Origin of the sequence: Candidatus Desulfosporosinus nitrosoreducens, from assembly GCF_030954495.1 — a bacterium.
GTDB lineage: Bacteria > Bacillota > Desulfitobacteriia > Desulfitobacteriales > Desulfitobacteriaceae > Desulfosporosinus > Desulfosporosinus nitrosoreducens.
This window is the reverse complement of the sequence record NZ_JAVHUW010000045.1, coordinates 1-14,712: the sequence shown is the minus strand read 5'-3', so window position 1 is coordinate 14,712 and position 14,712 is coordinate 1. Positions and strand designations below refer to the sequence as shown.

Here is a 14,712-nt window from a genome sequence, read left to right as displayed (position 1 = left end):
ATTCCAGAAGAGGAGATTTCCCAACATGGATTCAAGCGGATTATACTTTGCCGTATTCTTTACAACTTCGGGAGCGATGCACTATCACAAATTTTTACGCAGCAATAACATACCCGCGGAGATAATGCCGGTTCCCAGAAGTCTAAGTATCAGTTGTGCCGTTGGAGTCAGGTTTTCTTATAATAGAGATTTAAACCTACTGCTTACCGAATATGTCAAGGAAATATACGCCATTCAGCATAGTCAGTATATTCTTAAGTATAACAAAGGGACAACCGTGTAGTTCAGCCGGTCAGCCGTTTGTCCGCTGCTGAACTACACAGGATGGCATCCCATTTAACTTGGGAAGTGAAAGTGTGAAAGAGATCTATTTAGATAATGCGGCCACATCATATCCGAAAGCCCCGGGTGTCAGTGAGGCAATTTCCTTTTACCTCTCTTCTATCGGCTGCAATGTCAACAGAGGGGCTTATAAGAAGGCTTATCAAGCAGAGGAAATTGTCTTTGAGACAAGAGAATTGCTTTGCCGCTTATTTCATTTTGACAAACCTGAACATGTGATCTTTACGAAAAATATTACAGAAAGCCTGAATGTGATTATTAAAGGACTTCTGAAGCCAGGTGATCATGTCATAGTTTCCTCAATGGAACATAACGCTGTAATGCGGCCTTTAAACAGCTTAAAAAATAGGAACCTTGAAGTCACGACGCTCGAATGCAACACAGAAGGCGAACTATCCGAAGAACAGCTCAAGCTGTTTCCCAGCCTGGTAAAGCCCCATACGAAAGCGGTCATTATGACCGCCGCTTCCAACGTCTGCGGAACAATGCTGCCTTTAAAGGAAGTCGGAAAAATTTGCCGGGAACATCACATTTTTTTCATCGTGGATAGCGCTCAAACAGCAGGTTTTTCCGAAATAGACATGAACTTGCACCATATCGACGCCCTTGCCTTTACTGGACATAAAGGCTTGCTGGGACCCCAAGGGATCGGAGGATTTTTAATTAACGAATCTCTTGCGGCCGTCATGGACTCACTGATTGAGGGGGGAACAGGCAGTTTTTCCGAGCTTGAAACTCAGCCGGCTTACCTGCCTGACAAATTTGAAGCGGGAACCTTAAATGTCCCCGGCATTTTCGGCCTTAACGCCGCTCTGAAGTACCTTTTCCAGATCGGCATTGGGACAATTCGTGAACAAGAGCTGCATTTGCTGGATCTATTTATGCTCAGGCTATTAGAAATTCCCCAAATACGGCTCGTCGGGAAAAGAGATCTCCGGAAAAGAACCTCTATAGTCTCGATTGACCTTCCCAATCATGATTGTTCAGAACTAAGCTACCGGCTCTATAAAGAATACGGAATCATGACGCGCTCAGGCCTTCATTGTGCTCCTTCTGCCCACAGAACTTTGGGAACTTTCCCGCAGGGGACCCTGCGCTTTAGTTTCAACCATTTCAACACGGATAAAGAAGCTCTTCAAACAATCGACTGTGTGCGACAGAGTTTAAAACTTCAAGTACTGAGCAAGTCTCGGCAACCTCCCAGGAGCAGACCGCCTCAATGATCGAAATTGCCAATGCCAACCAAGGGCTTTCCTCATTAGCTTATGATTTACAGCAAACCATCAACAAATTTAATCACTGAGAGAAACATTTTTAGAGAAGAAGCCTAGAAACCTTGCATACATACCAAGATTTCTAGGCTTCTCTGTTGTGAGATCACAAACCAAGATCCTGAGCCAAATCAAATATCTTGGGGTAGGTCAAATCAACCTTGAGCTCCCGCAAATACTCTCCGTCCGCTCTTTTTTCCAGAACACTGGAAGAGATTCCAATCTCAACGTCCAAGTCCACCAGCAAATCCACCTGTTTTACGTGAAATTCAAGATAGTTGTGTTCTCTATTGACCGTATAGTCATGATAGCCTGCCTTCTTAAAAACTTTTTCAACTTTAGGAATGTCTCCGCCGTATACTTTAGCAGATTTAAGAAAGAAATCCCGGGGTGAAAAATAAAGAGTTTTGTCAAGCTTTTGCCGGCTATTTTGCCGGAAAATCTGACCGGTATTTTTATTTTCCAGAGAACAATAGTGGACTCCCAGCTTTAACCCTTCGTCAGCGGCGAATTCTAGGAGAGCAAGAGATTCAATCTCGCTTTGGGCTACCGGCAAGGCGCCGGCATACCAATAATCGTAGAGAACCCGAAAAGGCCGGCTCTTAATTTTAAATTCTTTCTCGCGATAAATATTGGCATTTAAATAGGGATAGCAAAACTCCAGCAAATTGATTCCATAAACCCCCAGTTGATCCAAATCGCGCAGCAGTTCCTTCATAATGTCCAATGAGCCCGGCAAAACCGGCATCTCCACCATAACTGCCGGGATATAATTTTGAGCCAAGGCTATGCGCTCTAAAACTCTTTGCCGTTTCTCAACGGCATCTTCCAACTTAATACTAAAGCGAATCTCGTTAAGCCGGGTCTGAGCAAGCTCAATCAGACTTTTTTGATCGAGAAAGTCACCTGTCGTGTAAAGCCGGGTATGTGCTTGAGGGAACCTTTCCCTTCCCTCGGCAAAAAACTGAATCATTTCCTTCTTGTGAAGTGTGGGTTCTCCGCCGGTCAAAGCCAAATAATCCACTCTTTGCCCGCTTTGGCTGAGGTCATTTAGCTCTTTTACGACATTGCGCCGATTTCGGGCAAACTGCCGGTAATCCTCTTGGTTAGGGTTAAAGCAGAAATAACATTTTCTGTTGCACATTAAAGAAATAAACATGGTTACACTGCTCTCCGCTGTCTTACAAGCCTCGCAGGCAGGAGAGATCCTGTTGAGAAACAGGCTTTTTTGATTGTTTCGGACAACGACACCTTTTGACTTTAAGCGTTCTATCGTCGACTCTATTTCCTCTTGGATATCCCTGGAGTCAATGTCAATCCCGGTTGCGCTCACGTTTTGCAAAAAACCTTCATAAATTTTGGTATAAATAGCAGCATACTTAGAAAAATCCGGATTCTTTATTTGGTTTAGACTGCGCTCATTAATATCAATTATCATTTTACCCCTCATTTCCATGGAATCCAGATAAAGCCAAAACAATGTTTTCAAATTTCTTTATATCTAATAAGAATACTTGAATTATTAGCGAGAAACAAGTTCCCTAAATTTAATCCATTCTTTTGCATAAACTACCAACAAGATAAGATTGTCATTTATTATAGTATCATTTATGATTAATATACAAAGAACTTAATTTTCTCTAATATTCGACAATTGCCATAAAAAGGAGAAAGCTATGGAATCATCCGTATTGTTGGAACTTCAAACTGAGCTTTTAGCGGAGCTGGCTTCAGGAAACGGGCTAAAAGGGCTCACGCAGCGCATGTCGCTCTTTCTGCAGAAACCCGTCCTCGTCACTGATCCTGCTTACCGCATTCTCGCTTGTTATGGCAGCTCTTTGAATATCGTGGAAGGCATGTTAATTTCGCCCTGTTTTGAAGAAAATAACCCCCAGCGTTGTCGGTTTGCCATTGCCTCTGAACACATTCAAACAGCTTGTATTTATGATATTTATATCCAGAGAAAACGTCAAGGCTCTTTAATTATCCCTGTGGAAAACTTTTCAGAAGACGAAGAATTAAAGCAAATCGGGGGGCAGCTGGCTCTCCTCTGTGCTGTAGAGTTCAATAAAAACAATAGTCTTAAGACAATGCAGCGCCACTACCAGGATGCTTTTATTTATGATCTCCTCTACAGCAATATCGATTCCCTGGCGGATATTTTACTTAAAGCCGAAATCTGGGGCTGGGACTTAAACCGCCCCCACAGAGTAGCAGTTTTTCGTCTCGGAAGTCCGGACTGCAACCCCGAAGAGAAAGACTTACTTGTCACTTTAACGGCAATCATTGAAGACCAAGTAGCCCAAACCGAAGGTAAGCCAATTATCATGCAAAAGGGTGAGCAAATTATTCTGGTGCTTCCTACTGATAACCGCAAACAGCGTGAACAGAAAGCTCAAATAAAAACTTTAAAAGCAGTGGTCGATTACAAAGCCGAACCCCTTTTGGGCAAGAAAAAACTATCCGTGGGAGCCGGCAGGGTTTACGACAATCCCACTCATTTTTTCCGCAGTTACCAAGAAGCTAAAGTCGCTTTGGAATTAGAAGAGATGATGGATAATCCAAATAATGTAGCCTTTTTTTCAGATCTGGGTGTTGCCCGAATCCTGTTTAATCATGATCAAAGTGAGCTGGCAGAATTTTACCAAGAAACACTGGGAGAATTGGCAGAATATGATCTGAAGCACAGCAACGATTTATTGACCACCCTGGAGAAGTATATCGCCAATCGCTGCGAATTGCGAGCAACAGCCGACGCCCTTTTCCTCCACCCCAATACTCTTCGCTACCGTTTAAAGAAGGTGGAAGAAATTTTAGATACCGACCTGGAAAATACAGAAACAAAACTAGACATCATGGTTGCCCTAAAGATTAAACGTCTTAAAAAGGTCTGACTTTGCGAGGTGATCCAGATGACTGCAAATAACAGTTACCAAATATTTCATAACGTTTGTCCGCGGAACTGTTATAATACCTGCGGAATTCTTTCCTATGTCCGTGACGGCAAATTAGAGAAAGTGGAAGGCGACCCTGCCCACGGCTATACTCAAGGCCGGCTTTGCGCCAAAGGCTATGCCTACCCCAGCTATGTCTACAGCCCGGAACGCTTGCGTTATCCCCTTTGGCAATACCCCAGGGGATCAGGACGCTGGCAAAGGATCAGCTGGGAAAAAGCCTATGAGCTGATAGCCGAAAAGATTCTTGAGCTTAATCAACGCTACGGCTCAAACTTGGCCCTGGCTTATAATAAGTTTTCAGGAAATATCGGCTTATTAAATGACGCCGTTAACGGCATGTTTGACGCCTTGGGAACACATACCAAAGCAGTAGGGAGTCCCTGCGCCTCTGCCGGTATGGACGGGGTAACTTACAGTTTCGGCTATAACCTGAGCAGCGATCCTGAGATGATGTCTAAAGCTGACTATATTGTGATCTGGGGAGCAAACCCCGCTTGGACTGCTATCCATCAGTTCCACTTTATTAACGAAGCCAGAAGAAAAGGCGCAAAGCTCATAGTCATAGATCCTGTTTATACTGCGACCGCAGCCAAAGCCGACATCTACTTCCAAATTCAACCTGGAACCGACGGCTTGCTCGCACTGGCCATCATTAAAGGGCTAAGCGAAGAGAAAAAAAACCGGCTTAACGCTCACGACCTGCCAGGCTGGCAGCAATTTAAAAGTTATTTAGACCACAAATTTGATATGCTGACTGCCACTCAATTGACCGGTTTGCGGCAAGAGGCAATTGCTGAACTAACTGAAATTTACAGTTCCGATCAGGCTATCAGTACCTGGGTGGGCTTTGGCTTGCAACGTCATGTTAACGGCGGGCAAAACGTCCGAACAATAAGTTCATTGGCGGGATTGACAGCAAATCCCAACGTACCGGGGAATGGGTTTTATTATTTTCTTCCGGCCAGTTCTTTATTTCCGAGACGCTTAGCTAACTTACATTCCCCTTCGCAAACTCAAAATCATCGTCTTCTGAATATAAATACCTTCGCCAAAGATGCCCTCTCTCTCACTGAGCCGCCGCTTAAATTTTTGTGGATTGCCAGCCGCAACCCGCTTGCCCAAGATCCTCAGCCTCAATATTGGCGGAAACTGATCGATCAACTGGAGATGATGGTAACCGTTGACCTTTTTATGACCGAAACCGCCAAGCTATCCGACCTTGTCCTTCCCGTTACAAGTTTTTTTGAGGCCTATGACCTCAACCCCGGCTATTGGCATTACTGGGTTGGAATCAACGAGCAGGCTATTCAGCCCTATTTCGAAGCGAAAAGTGATCTGGATATTGCTAAAGAGCTCTCCCAAAAACTTAACCGGATGAAGCCGAATTTTTCTTCTTTTCCAGATCTGACTGCCGAAGAGTGGATTGAAAATGAATGTTCCAAGGATATTCTTTCTCTTTTAGGAATCAACAGTTGGCAAGCCCTGAAAAAAGGCCCCCGTAAGCTTAATTTGCAGCGTTTGCTCGCTGAAAAAACGCCGGAATCCACCCGTTTTTCTGAGTTCAGAATCTTTTCCCCCCATGCTAAAGGGGACAGCTTACCCGCTTTACCTAAAGCCAGTTTTCCCTTTACCTCCGACCACCGTTACCCTTTTCGCTTGCTCTCTCCTCAGAGTTTGCTGCACATTCATTCCCAACATCAATGGCTGCCTCAATACATGAAAAACAATATGAGTAAGTCTATTGAAATCAATGACAAGGATGCCCAAAACCGGAACCTTGCCGAAGGTAACTGGGTTACGGTTTACAATGCGACCGGAGCTTTCAGCGGCCAACTGCACTTCAACCCTTTGCTGCCCAGAAATATCCTTGTGGCTCCTTTGACCCTGGCCTCAGGCACTGTAAATAATGTGATCGCCCATGTACCGACCGATATGGGGAAACTTGGTTCTTCGGTCAGCAGCAGCGCTTTTTATGATATCTTTGTCAATCTTGAAAAACAGTGAGGTTTTTTAAATGGTCATGCAGTTAGGCTTTCTCTTTGATGAGGATCTCTGTGTAGGGTGCCGGGCTTGTGAGTCAGCTTGCGTCAGTGAGAATCAAAACCCTGCCGGCGTACAGTTTCGGAAAGTTACCGAAACCTCTCCGCATACATTTCTCTCAATGTCCTGCAATCATTGTGACAGTCCGGAATGCTTTCGTGTCTGCCCGCAAAGGGCTTTTACCAAAAAGCAGGACGGCATTGTTAAAATCAATCCTGATCGCTGTGACGGATGCGGAATCTGCATCACGGCCTGCCCCTTTCACGGCCCCCAATTTAATCCCCAAGACCACAAAGTCATGAAATGCCAGCTTTGTTCTTCCCGCCTCCAAGCAGGCTTAAGTCCGGCCTGTGTTACTGCCTGCCATACCGGGGCTTTGAAAATGATTAAATTAGGCGGAGATTTGGAAAACGGCACTTCGACGACCTTGCCGGGATTTCCCGATATTCGTTTGACTCGGCCTTCTATTCGCTTTCGGCCCAAACGATCCACACAAAAAACATGGTTCCTTTCTTAATCGGCTTGGTCCAAAACCTTCAGGCCAATAATTAAGCATCCTCACCCACTTCGCCAGTGGAAAGAGGATGCTTAATTATTGGCTTTGTTATTCAGAGCATGTTTTTTGTATTAGATGAACAATAAAAGCTATGTATCTTTGTTCACATCCACAATGTGCGCTATAGTACAATTTACTTAAATAGCACTATTAATTTTAACTATTTTGGAGGTGATCCAACTGTGGCAAATCTTATAAACAAAGCAAAAGATTATATGCTGAGCAGACGCTCCTTCCTGGGCTGGACAGCAACACTAACCGCAGGAACAGCAGCGATGGTAACTCTTCCGGGTTGCGGCCTGGTCAAAGTCGATGCGGATAAAGCAGCGTCATTAGCAACACAGGAAGGCAAATGGGTTACGGCGGCTTGCTGGCATAACTGTGGCGGACGATGTCTGAACAAAGCCTATGTTGTTGATGGGATGGTTGTCAGACAAAAATCCGACGATACTCACCCCGACAGCCCAGATTATCCTCAACAACGGGCTTGTTGGCGCGGTCACTCCCAACGGCAGCAAATTCTCGGCGCCGACCGTCTCAAATATCCAATGAAACGCAAAAACTGGGCACCCGGCGGCGGTCAAAAAGAATTGCGCGGCAAAGACGAATGGGTCCGTATTTCTTGGGATGAAGCCTTAGACTTGGTTGCCACCGAGTTGAAACGCATCAAAGACAAGTACGGCAACAGGTCAATTGTCGGTCAGGTGAATCAAGGCATGGACCGCACACTTTCCTTGTTTGGCGGCTTTACGACAACCTGGGGTTCCACTTCCTACGGTACTTGGGTCGATGCCGGTCCCGCCATTGCCGGACCTTATGCTTCAAGTTACAATAACACCGGAAATGACCGTTTCCGTCAGCGGATGGCTAAATTAATCATTCTTTGGGGCGCCAACCCGGCCTGGAGCCAAGGCGGCAGTCCAACCTACCACTATATGCAGGCCAAAAAGGCTGGGGCCAAATTCATTTATATCGACCCCTTCTTTACAGATTCTGCCCGTATTCTGGCCGATGAATGGATTCCGATTCGTCCCGCTACCGATGCGGCTATGATGTTAGGTATGGCTTATGTGATGATCACGGAAGATAGTTCAATCCGTCCTCTGATCGACTGGGACTTCCTTAACCGCTGCACCGTCGGCTTTGATGCCGGCCATATGCCTGAGGGCGCAGATCCTAAGGAAAATTACAAGGACTACGTTTTGGGAACCTACGATGGGCAGCCCAAAACTCCGGAGTGGGCCTCCGAAATTTGCGGCGTCCCTGCGACCAAAATCCGGGAACTTGCTTTGGAATACGCTTCAACCAAGCCCACTTGCTTAGTGGCTAATGCCATCACCAGAACTCATCGCGCTGAGCAAACCGTCCAAAACATCATTACGTTAGCCTGTATGACCGGAAATATCGGCATTCCCGGGGCAAGTGCCGGCTTAGGAACCCACGGTTCTTGTGCCAACGCCGGACCTGCCTTAGTCACACCCGGACCGACCGGTCTTGACACCTTGAAAAATGCGGTAACTGACAAGATTAACCAGAATGAAATCTGGAGTGCTGTCCTCGACGGAAAATATACCGCCAGCCTCAACAACATTAAAAACATTGATATACGTTGTTTCTATTACGATGCCGTTTCCTTCTTGAATCAAAAAATGGGCGCGACGAAAGGCGTCGAGGCTCATCGCAAGAAACTTGAATTCGTAGTCACCCAGGCCTATGTCTTAAACACTCAAGCTAAATTCTCCGATATCGTTCTTCCTTGTACAACCCAATGGGAAAAATTCGGCGGCTTCTTGACCGGGAATCGAGAAATGCTCATTATGTTCAGCAAAGTCATTGATCCACTCTTTGAAGCCAAGGATGATATCTGGATCGCCACTGAAATCGGCAAACGCCTCGGCCTGGACACTAAGAAAATCTCCTCTCCTTCCCTGCAGCAACAAGTCTTTAACCAACTTGCCGGAGCCAAAGTCATAAAAGAAGACGGTAAGACTTGGGAGAAGCTGGTCACCATTACGGATGCGGATATTAAAGCCATGGGAGTTACCGGGCAACCACAAACCGGCCGGATTTCTTATCCGGAGTTCAAGGAAAAAGGAATTTATCAAGTACAGAGAGGCCCGAATGACAACTTTGGTTTCACTGAGTTTGAAGACTATCGCAAGGACCCGGACAAATTCCCCCGCGATACTCCCAGCAAGAAAATCGAAATCCATTGTCAAACCCTGGCTGATAAAATTAAAAACTATGGTTGGACTGAAATGTCGCCTATCGGCAAATATTTCAAACCCGAAGAAGGTTATGAAGATACCTTTAAAGATTGGGCAGGCAAAGTCAAAGGCGATTATCCTCTCCAAATGTACACGATCCACTACCGCCGCCGTTCCCACTCTATTTTTGACAACCTGCCTTGGCTGCGTGAAGCTTTCCCGCAAGAGTTTATTATGAACACAACCGACGGCAAGCAGCTCGGCCTTACAGAAGGAGATATTGTTAAGATCACGAGCCGCCATGGCGCCGTCATCCGCCCCGTTCACCTCACCGAACGCATGACACCGGGGGTAACTACCTTGGGTGAAGGAGCCTGGATCGAACTGGATGAAGAAACAGGGCTGTGCACTTCCGGCACGGTAAACATTCTGGAAGGCGGTATCCCTACCGGTCAAGGCCACATGGGTTCCAATTCCTGCAATATCAAAGTTGAGAAATATGACAAACCCCTTCTTGCCGACTACAAGTGGCCGCAAAGAATTGTCTTTTAGGAGGTGAATAAACTGTGGGACAAAAAGGATTTTATCTCGATATGAACACCTGTATCAGTTGTCATACCTGCCAAATTGCCTGTAATGATATCAACAATCTGGAAGTAGGCACACTTTTTCGGGAGATTCATGAATTTGAAGGGGGAGGTTTCCCCAAACCCTGGGCTTACGCCTTCTCCATGAGCTGCAATCATTGCGCCGACCCCAAATGCGTCAAAAATTGCCCGACAGGTTCAATGTCCAAACGGGCCGACGGCATCGTTGTCCACGATGACGCCAAATGTATCGGCTGTAAACTCTGTACCTGGTCCTGCCCCTATGGAGCACCTAAGTATATTGAGAAAACCGGTAAAGTCGGCAAATGTCAATTTTGTTACCAACTGATCGACCAAAAGCAAAATCCGGCCTGCGTCGACGCCTGCCCAATGAGGGCCTTGGAATTCGGCGAGCTTGATGACTTGCGCAAAAAATACGGCGGCACAGCAGATATTAAAGGATTACCGGACTCCGGCATTACGCATCCGTCAATTCTTTTAAATCCTACTAGTGACGCTAAGAAGTAAAGGAGGTATTGTATGGCTAGCACAGAATGGCCTTTAATTATCTTCACGATACTCACGCAGATGGCCGTAGGTACCTATATTGTCTTGGCAATCTTACGTGCGCTTCTCGCCAAAAAAATAGAACCGCAAACTGCGGCTAAACTTACGAATATCGGGCTTCTCGCGGTAGGTCCCGTGATGGCCGTCGCCCTGCTCATTTCTCTGTTCCATTTAGGCTCTCCTCTGATTGCCTTCTATTCCATCGCTAATCTTGGTACCTCCTGGCTTAGCCGGGAAATCCTTTTCAGTGGTTTGTTCTTTTTTCTCTGGATTATCAGCTACTACTTTATCATGAAAAACAAATCCGGAAATGCTCTAAACTGGATTACGGCAATCGTCGGACTCCTGGCCGTTTTCAGCATGTCCAATATTTACAGTTCTTCCATCATGCCTGCTTGGATGGCAGCCGACACCTTTGTCTCCTTTTTTGGCACTACCATAGTCTTGGGACTGCTTGCCTCTGCAGCAACGGTTGGTTTTGCCGCCAAAGGAGAAAAACTCCAGGAAGTCACGGTTTCACTGCTCCAACGCGTCAGTTTGCTGACATTAGCGGTAATCGTTCTGCAATTGATTTTCTTGCCAGAATACTTGTCAGGCTTAGCCGGCGGAGGTCAGGCCGGTCAAACCTCAGCTCAACTTCTCTCCGCCTCGTACAGCTTCCCCATGCTTCTGCATTGGCTTCTCACGGTCATCGGCGCCGCCCTTCTGACCTATGTTCTCTATAAAAAGGGCTCAGAAAAGCTAATGACGCTTCCTGCCGGCACTATTTATCTTGCCTTTATCATTGTTCTGGCCGGCGAATTCGTAGGCCGCTTCCTGTTCTATGCCAGCGCCGTGCCTATCCGTATCGGCTAAAGACCTAAACCTTTCAGAGCTTCCAGACAGAAACCCATAAAGTGGTTTAACAGACTACTATGGGTTTCTGCTTTTGACATTTTTATGGTTTTGTTAAACAGTTTTCAAAAAATCTCCAGTATTCCCGGTCCGAACATAGGAATGATATTGGTCACCAATAGGAATGCTAGGAGTGATACCAATGCCTTACTTTAAATCGCCTTTCTGGAAGTTCATAGGATCTCTGCTCATCATAACAGCATTGACCTTCGCGCCCATTAACTTGAATACACAAATGACTGCGCGACATGCAGGAGGGGTATCTTGTTTCCTGATAGCAGCCTTACTGGTTTTATCCGCAGGCAAAGCGGTCTTTTATGAGGTTGTCAGCGCTAAAGGTAAACGCAGCAAAGCCCAGAAGTTCTTCTCCTTTTGCCATCAATATTTAGGCTGGACCTTATTTATATTTATAGGTTATCACAGCCTTTTCTTCTTAAATCTCTTCCTTCAGTCTGCCGCTAAAATAACGGCCTCTTTCATCATCACAGGCATACTGGCCACCATATGTTTTATTCTTGCCTTAATGTCGGGATTGGATATTAATAAAAGGCCAGAACACTCAAAGCGCAGACTATTTAAAGCGGATTACTCCCGGCATCTTATTGCTGTCCTTCTGCTAGCCTTGCTTATTGTTCTTCATATTAATGTTTAGCCTCTATTTTTGAGTTCTCGATTCATAAATGAACTCGTTCAATTAAATCGGACATTAAAAAACACTTCGCGGCGAAGGAGCTGTTCAAATGACAAACGTCGAAAAAACCATCCGGGAAACAGTACTTCCGCTTCTGGAATTGCGAGTCTCGGCCTACAACCTCTTGCGCTGGGCCTTTCTACAAGAACCCTCAAAAGAATTCCTGCAATCCCTTTCTGAAAGTGTCTTGCAAGAGTTCCCATTTCAAGACGAAAATACAGAAATTTCCCAAGGCGTACAGGATATCATCAACCAACTCCAACAGCCTGATTTTCTAAGTGAGGAAACCTATGACCGTCTGCATTGGGATTACACGCGTATGTTCATCGGCCCTTACGAACTTCCTGCCCCACCTTGGGAATCCGCCTATCTCAACGAAGAACGCCTTTTATTCCAGAAAGAAACCCTGGCCGTTCGCAGAGCATATCTGAAGTATTCCTTGATTGCCAAAGAGTATGGACATGAAGCGGATGACCATCTCGGTTTAGAACTGGATTTTATGTACCAGCTCAGCTTGCTTGCTATCCAAAAAATTCATGAGGAAGATTACGGCGGCATCGTGGAGATTTTGCTGGATCAACAAGATTTCCTTGATGAACATTTGTTAAAATGGGTTCCCGATTTCTGCCAAAAAACAGAACAAAGTGCCCAAACAAAGTTCTATCAAGGTATGGCTAAAATTTTACACGGTTATCTAATGATTGACAGACAAGCCGTAGCAGAGCTAATATCTTACGAATACTAGACAACAGCCTTAACCAGTGTGGTAACTTATATCCTGACAGGCCTTTTCCAGGAGAACAATCTGACGCGTCCACTAATTTGTGGGCGCGTTTTCTCTGCTAATAGTTTTATCAAGTAATATCTCCCTGGTCTTCTTATAGCCAATTTTCGCGTAGAGCGACTGCGCAATGCTATTTTTCTCAAAGGTATTAATGTGGAAATGATATATTCCCCGTTCTATAAACGTATTTTCCAGGAATGAGATCAGAGTTTCACCAACACCTCGCTTTCGGTACTCTTCTTTAACATATAGAGCTTCAATATCGGCACGTGCCTCACTATAGCACATTGATTTTACAACAAGACCGGTACAATAACCAACCGCAACATTGTCTACGTAGGCAAGACAAACAATCTCCCGCTCGTTAGATACGATCGATTCTTTGATAAGCTTTTTGCTCGTGGAGTTTTCAAACAATGTATTTAACTCAAATAAATCGTCTGCGTCATTCACGGTAGCAAGTCTTATTTCCATAAAAACGCATCCTTTAGAGGGCCACTTATCCCCAAAATTTAGCTTATGTATTTTCATTGTATATTCCTCCCAACTCTAAATCAATAAGATTATTGTTCAAGCGGCTAATTTCCAAACTCCGCAATTTTGGAACAGCAACCTCTTAAGGCTATGTTATACTGGTTTTACCGTACGGTTGGAGGGATTATTCAATGAACACCACGGTAATTGTGCAGGATATTCTGGAGTATGTCGATGAACATATCACTGATGAGCTCAGCGTTGATCTTTTGGCGGCACGTGCCGGTTTTTCACCCTGGCATTTTTGCCGGGTATTCCAATGGAGTGTAGGATATTCGGTGATGAGCTATGTCCGAAACCGCCGCTTGGCTTTCGCTGCCCATGAACTTAGTTCCGGCCGACGGATTCTTGATATTTCTTGCGAATACGGCTTTGAAACCCACTCTGGTTTCAGCAAGGCCTTTCGCCGCCATTTTGGTTGCTCACCGGAAACCTACCGCCTTCACGCTCATAGTGATAAGCCTTTACCGCCAAGCCTTCTCTGTACACAAAAATATCTGATTGGAGGAATCGTTTTGGAACCAAAATTTGTCGTGCTTCCCGCGCTAAAACTAGCGGGCTTTGTTTTAAAAACGACTTCTGCCGCTGGCGAAAACCGCAAATCTATCCCGGCCTTTTGGAGCGCTTACATAAGCGACGGAAGAATGGAAAACCTTCACGCCGAAAGCTTTGTCCAAAAGCACGACGAATATGGAGTCTGCTTTCCTGAAAACCAGGATAGCGGTGAATTCGAGTATGTAATCGCTGTCGAGATAAAAGAAAATGCCGTTGTTCCAGAAGAATATTACGTTTGCGAGCTGCCACCTGCAAACTATGCGGTATTTTCAACACCGCCCTGCGATGCCGCAAGCTTTCCCTCCACTATTCAAGGCGTATGGCAGTACATTTTTGACGAGTGGTTGCCAAAATCCGGATACGAGTATGCACCTGATTGTGTCGATTTTGAACTGTATGATGATCGCTGTATGTCAGACACAGGAAAGGTCTGCGATATTTACATTCCACTAGTGAAAAAGCAAACACATCCTTGAAGCCTTCCCGGTTTGATTTTAGCTATTGATAACCCTCGCACAATAACTTTAATAATATTCCTAAAAAAGTGGCTGTTGCAAAACGAACAGATTTCGTAAAGCATCAGCCCCTCGTAGATTTCTAAAAAATATAAATGCGGGACCAAAAGACCCCGCAGATGGCGTATAATTGAGTAATGCAAACAACCAAATAACACAGAAAAAAATATACCGAAAAAAATAGACACTATCAATTAGATAAACCATAAAAT

The 14,712-nt window shown here is 45.2% G+C and carries 13 protein-coding genes; 11 read left to right on the top strand and 2 right to left on the bottom strand.

The genetic code is table 11. From position 1 onward, the window contains the following. Positions 1 to 25 precede the first annotated feature (25 nt). Positions 26 to 283 (top strand): putative Se/S carrier protein, encoded by a 258-nt coding sequence (locus tag REC12_RS08915; RefSeq protein WP_308893719.1) that lies wholly within the window; start codon positions 26 to 28, stop codon positions 281 to 283. 73 nt (positions 284 to 356) lie between these two features. After that, positions 357 to 1,565: an aminotransferase class V-fold PLP-dependent enzyme gene (locus tag REC12_RS08910; RefSeq protein ID WP_308893717.1), complete on the top strand. Its 1,209-nt coding sequence runs from the start codon at positions 357 to 359 to the stop codon at positions 1,563 to 1,565. Between the two features lie 154 nt (positions 1,566 to 1,719). Here REC12_RS08910 and REC12_RS08905 read toward each other — a convergent pair whose 3' ends face one another. Continuing rightward, on the bottom strand, positions 1,720 to 3,051 hold the full coding sequence (locus REC12_RS08905; protein WP_308893715.1) for a radical SAM protein: 1,332 nt from the start codon (positions 3,049 to 3,051) through the stop codon (positions 1,720 to 1,722). Between the two features lie 238 nt (positions 3,052 to 3,289). Here REC12_RS08905 and REC12_RS08900 point away from each other — a divergent pair, with 238 nt between their 5' ends. The 8 genes from REC12_RS08900 to REC12_RS08865 all read left to right on the top strand — a co-directional run bounded on the left by REC12_RS08900 (position 3,290) and on the right by REC12_RS08865 (position 12,857). Next, on the top strand, positions 3,290 to 4,507 hold the full coding sequence (locus REC12_RS08900) for a PucR family transcriptional regulator (RefSeq protein ID WP_308893713.1): 1,218 nt from the start codon (positions 3,290 to 3,292) through the stop codon (positions 4,505 to 4,507). Positions 4,508 to 4,525: 18 nt separating this feature from the next. Further along, positions 4,526 to 6,574: a molybdopterin-dependent oxidoreductase gene (locus REC12_RS08895; RefSeq protein ID WP_308893711.1), complete on the top strand. Its 2,049-nt coding sequence runs from the start codon at positions 4,526 to 4,528 to the stop codon at positions 6,572 to 6,574. A gap of 10 nt (positions 6,575 to 6,584) precedes the next feature. Further along, positions 6,585 to 7,127, top strand: a complete 543-nt coding sequence (locus REC12_RS08890) for a 4Fe-4S dicluster domain-containing protein (RefSeq protein WP_308893710.1) — start codon at positions 6,585 to 6,587, stop codon at positions 7,125 to 7,127. 221 nt (positions 7,128 to 7,348) lie between these two features. Beyond that, positions 7,349 to 9,925 carry a molybdopterin-dependent oxidoreductase gene (locus REC12_RS08885; protein WP_308893709.1) on the top strand — a complete coding sequence of 859 codons (2,577 nt, stop codon included), beginning with the start codon at positions 7,349 to 7,351 and terminating at the stop codon, positions 9,923 to 9,925. 14 nt (positions 9,926 to 9,939) lie between these two features. Beyond that, positions 9,940 to 10,488, top strand: coding sequence for a DMSO/selenate family reductase complex B subunit (locus REC12_RS08880; RefSeq protein WP_308893707.1), 549 nt, complete (start codon positions 9,940 to 9,942; stop codon positions 10,486 to 10,488). Between the two features lie 12 nt (positions 10,489 to 10,500). Further along, positions 10,501 to 11,382, top strand: coding sequence for a dimethyl sulfoxide reductase anchor subunit family protein (locus REC12_RS08875; RefSeq protein ID WP_308893705.1), 882 nt, complete (start codon positions 10,501 to 10,503; stop codon positions 11,380 to 11,382). A 181-nt stretch (positions 11,383 to 11,563) separates the two neighbouring features. Next, positions 11,564 to 12,073, top strand: a complete 510-nt coding sequence (locus tag REC12_RS08870; RefSeq protein WP_308893703.1) for a hypothetical protein — start codon at positions 11,564 to 11,566, stop codon at positions 12,071 to 12,073. A gap of 88 nt (positions 12,074 to 12,161) precedes the next feature. Continuing rightward, complete coding sequence (locus tag REC12_RS08865; RefSeq protein ID WP_308893702.1) at positions 12,162 to 12,857, top strand: TorD/DmsD family molecular chaperone; 696 nt, start codon at positions 12,162 to 12,164, stop codon at positions 12,855 to 12,857. A gap of 72 nt (positions 12,858 to 12,929) precedes the next feature. Here the strand turns inward: REC12_RS08865 and REC12_RS08860 are convergent, their stop codons facing one another. After that, on the bottom strand, positions 12,930 to 13,427 hold the full coding sequence (locus tag REC12_RS08860) for a GNAT family N-acetyltransferase (RefSeq protein ID WP_308893700.1): 498 nt from the start codon (positions 13,425 to 13,427) through the stop codon (positions 12,930 to 12,932). A 134-nt stretch (positions 13,428 to 13,561) separates the two neighbouring features. Between REC12_RS08860 and REC12_RS08855 the strand changes: the two genes are divergently transcribed. Beyond that, positions 13,562 to 14,461, top strand: a complete 900-nt coding sequence (locus REC12_RS08855) for an AraC family transcriptional regulator (RefSeq protein ID WP_308893699.1) — start codon at positions 13,562 to 13,564, stop codon at positions 14,459 to 14,461. Positions 14,462 to 14,712 lie beyond the last annotated feature (251 nt).

What these genes read in the sequence shown, in the direction of transcription:
- REC12_RS08915 (WP_308893719.1), top strand. Translation starts at nt 26, where the DNA reads ATGGATTCAAGCGGATTATACTTTGCCGTATTCTTTACAACTTCGGGA.
- REC12_RS08905 (WP_308893715.1), bottom strand. Translation starts at nt 3,051, where the DNA reads ATGATAATTGATATTAATGAGCGCAGTCTAAACCAAATAAAGAATCCG.
- REC12_RS08900 (WP_308893713.1), top strand. Translation starts at nt 3,290, where the DNA reads ATGGAATCATCCGTATTGTTGGAACTTCAAACTGAGCTTTTAGCGGAG.
- REC12_RS08895 (WP_308893711.1), top strand. Translation starts at nt 4,526, where the DNA reads ATGACTGCAAATAACAGTTACCAAATATTTCATAACGTTTGTCCGCGG.
- REC12_RS08890 (WP_308893710.1), top strand. Translation starts at nt 6,585, where the DNA reads ATGGTCATGCAGTTAGGCTTTCTCTTTGATGAGGATCTCTGTGTAGGG.
- REC12_RS08875 (WP_308893705.1), top strand. Translation starts at nt 10,501, where the DNA reads ATGGCTAGCACAGAATGGCCTTTAATTATCTTCACGATACTCACGCAG.
- REC12_RS08870 (WP_308893703.1), top strand. Translation starts at nt 11,564, where the DNA reads ATGCCTTACTTTAAATCGCCTTTCTGGAAGTTCATAGGATCTCTGCTC.
- REC12_RS08865 (WP_308893702.1), top strand. Translation starts at nt 12,162, where the DNA reads ATGACAAACGTCGAAAAAACCATCCGGGAAACAGTACTTCCGCTTCTG.
- REC12_RS08860 (WP_308893700.1), bottom strand. Translation starts at nt 13,427, where the DNA reads ATGAAAATACATAAGCTAAATTTTGGGGATAAGTGGCCCTCTAAAGGA.
- REC12_RS08855 (WP_308893699.1), top strand. Translation starts at nt 13,562, where the DNA reads ATGAACACCACGGTAATTGTGCAGGATATTCTGGAGTATGTCGATGAA.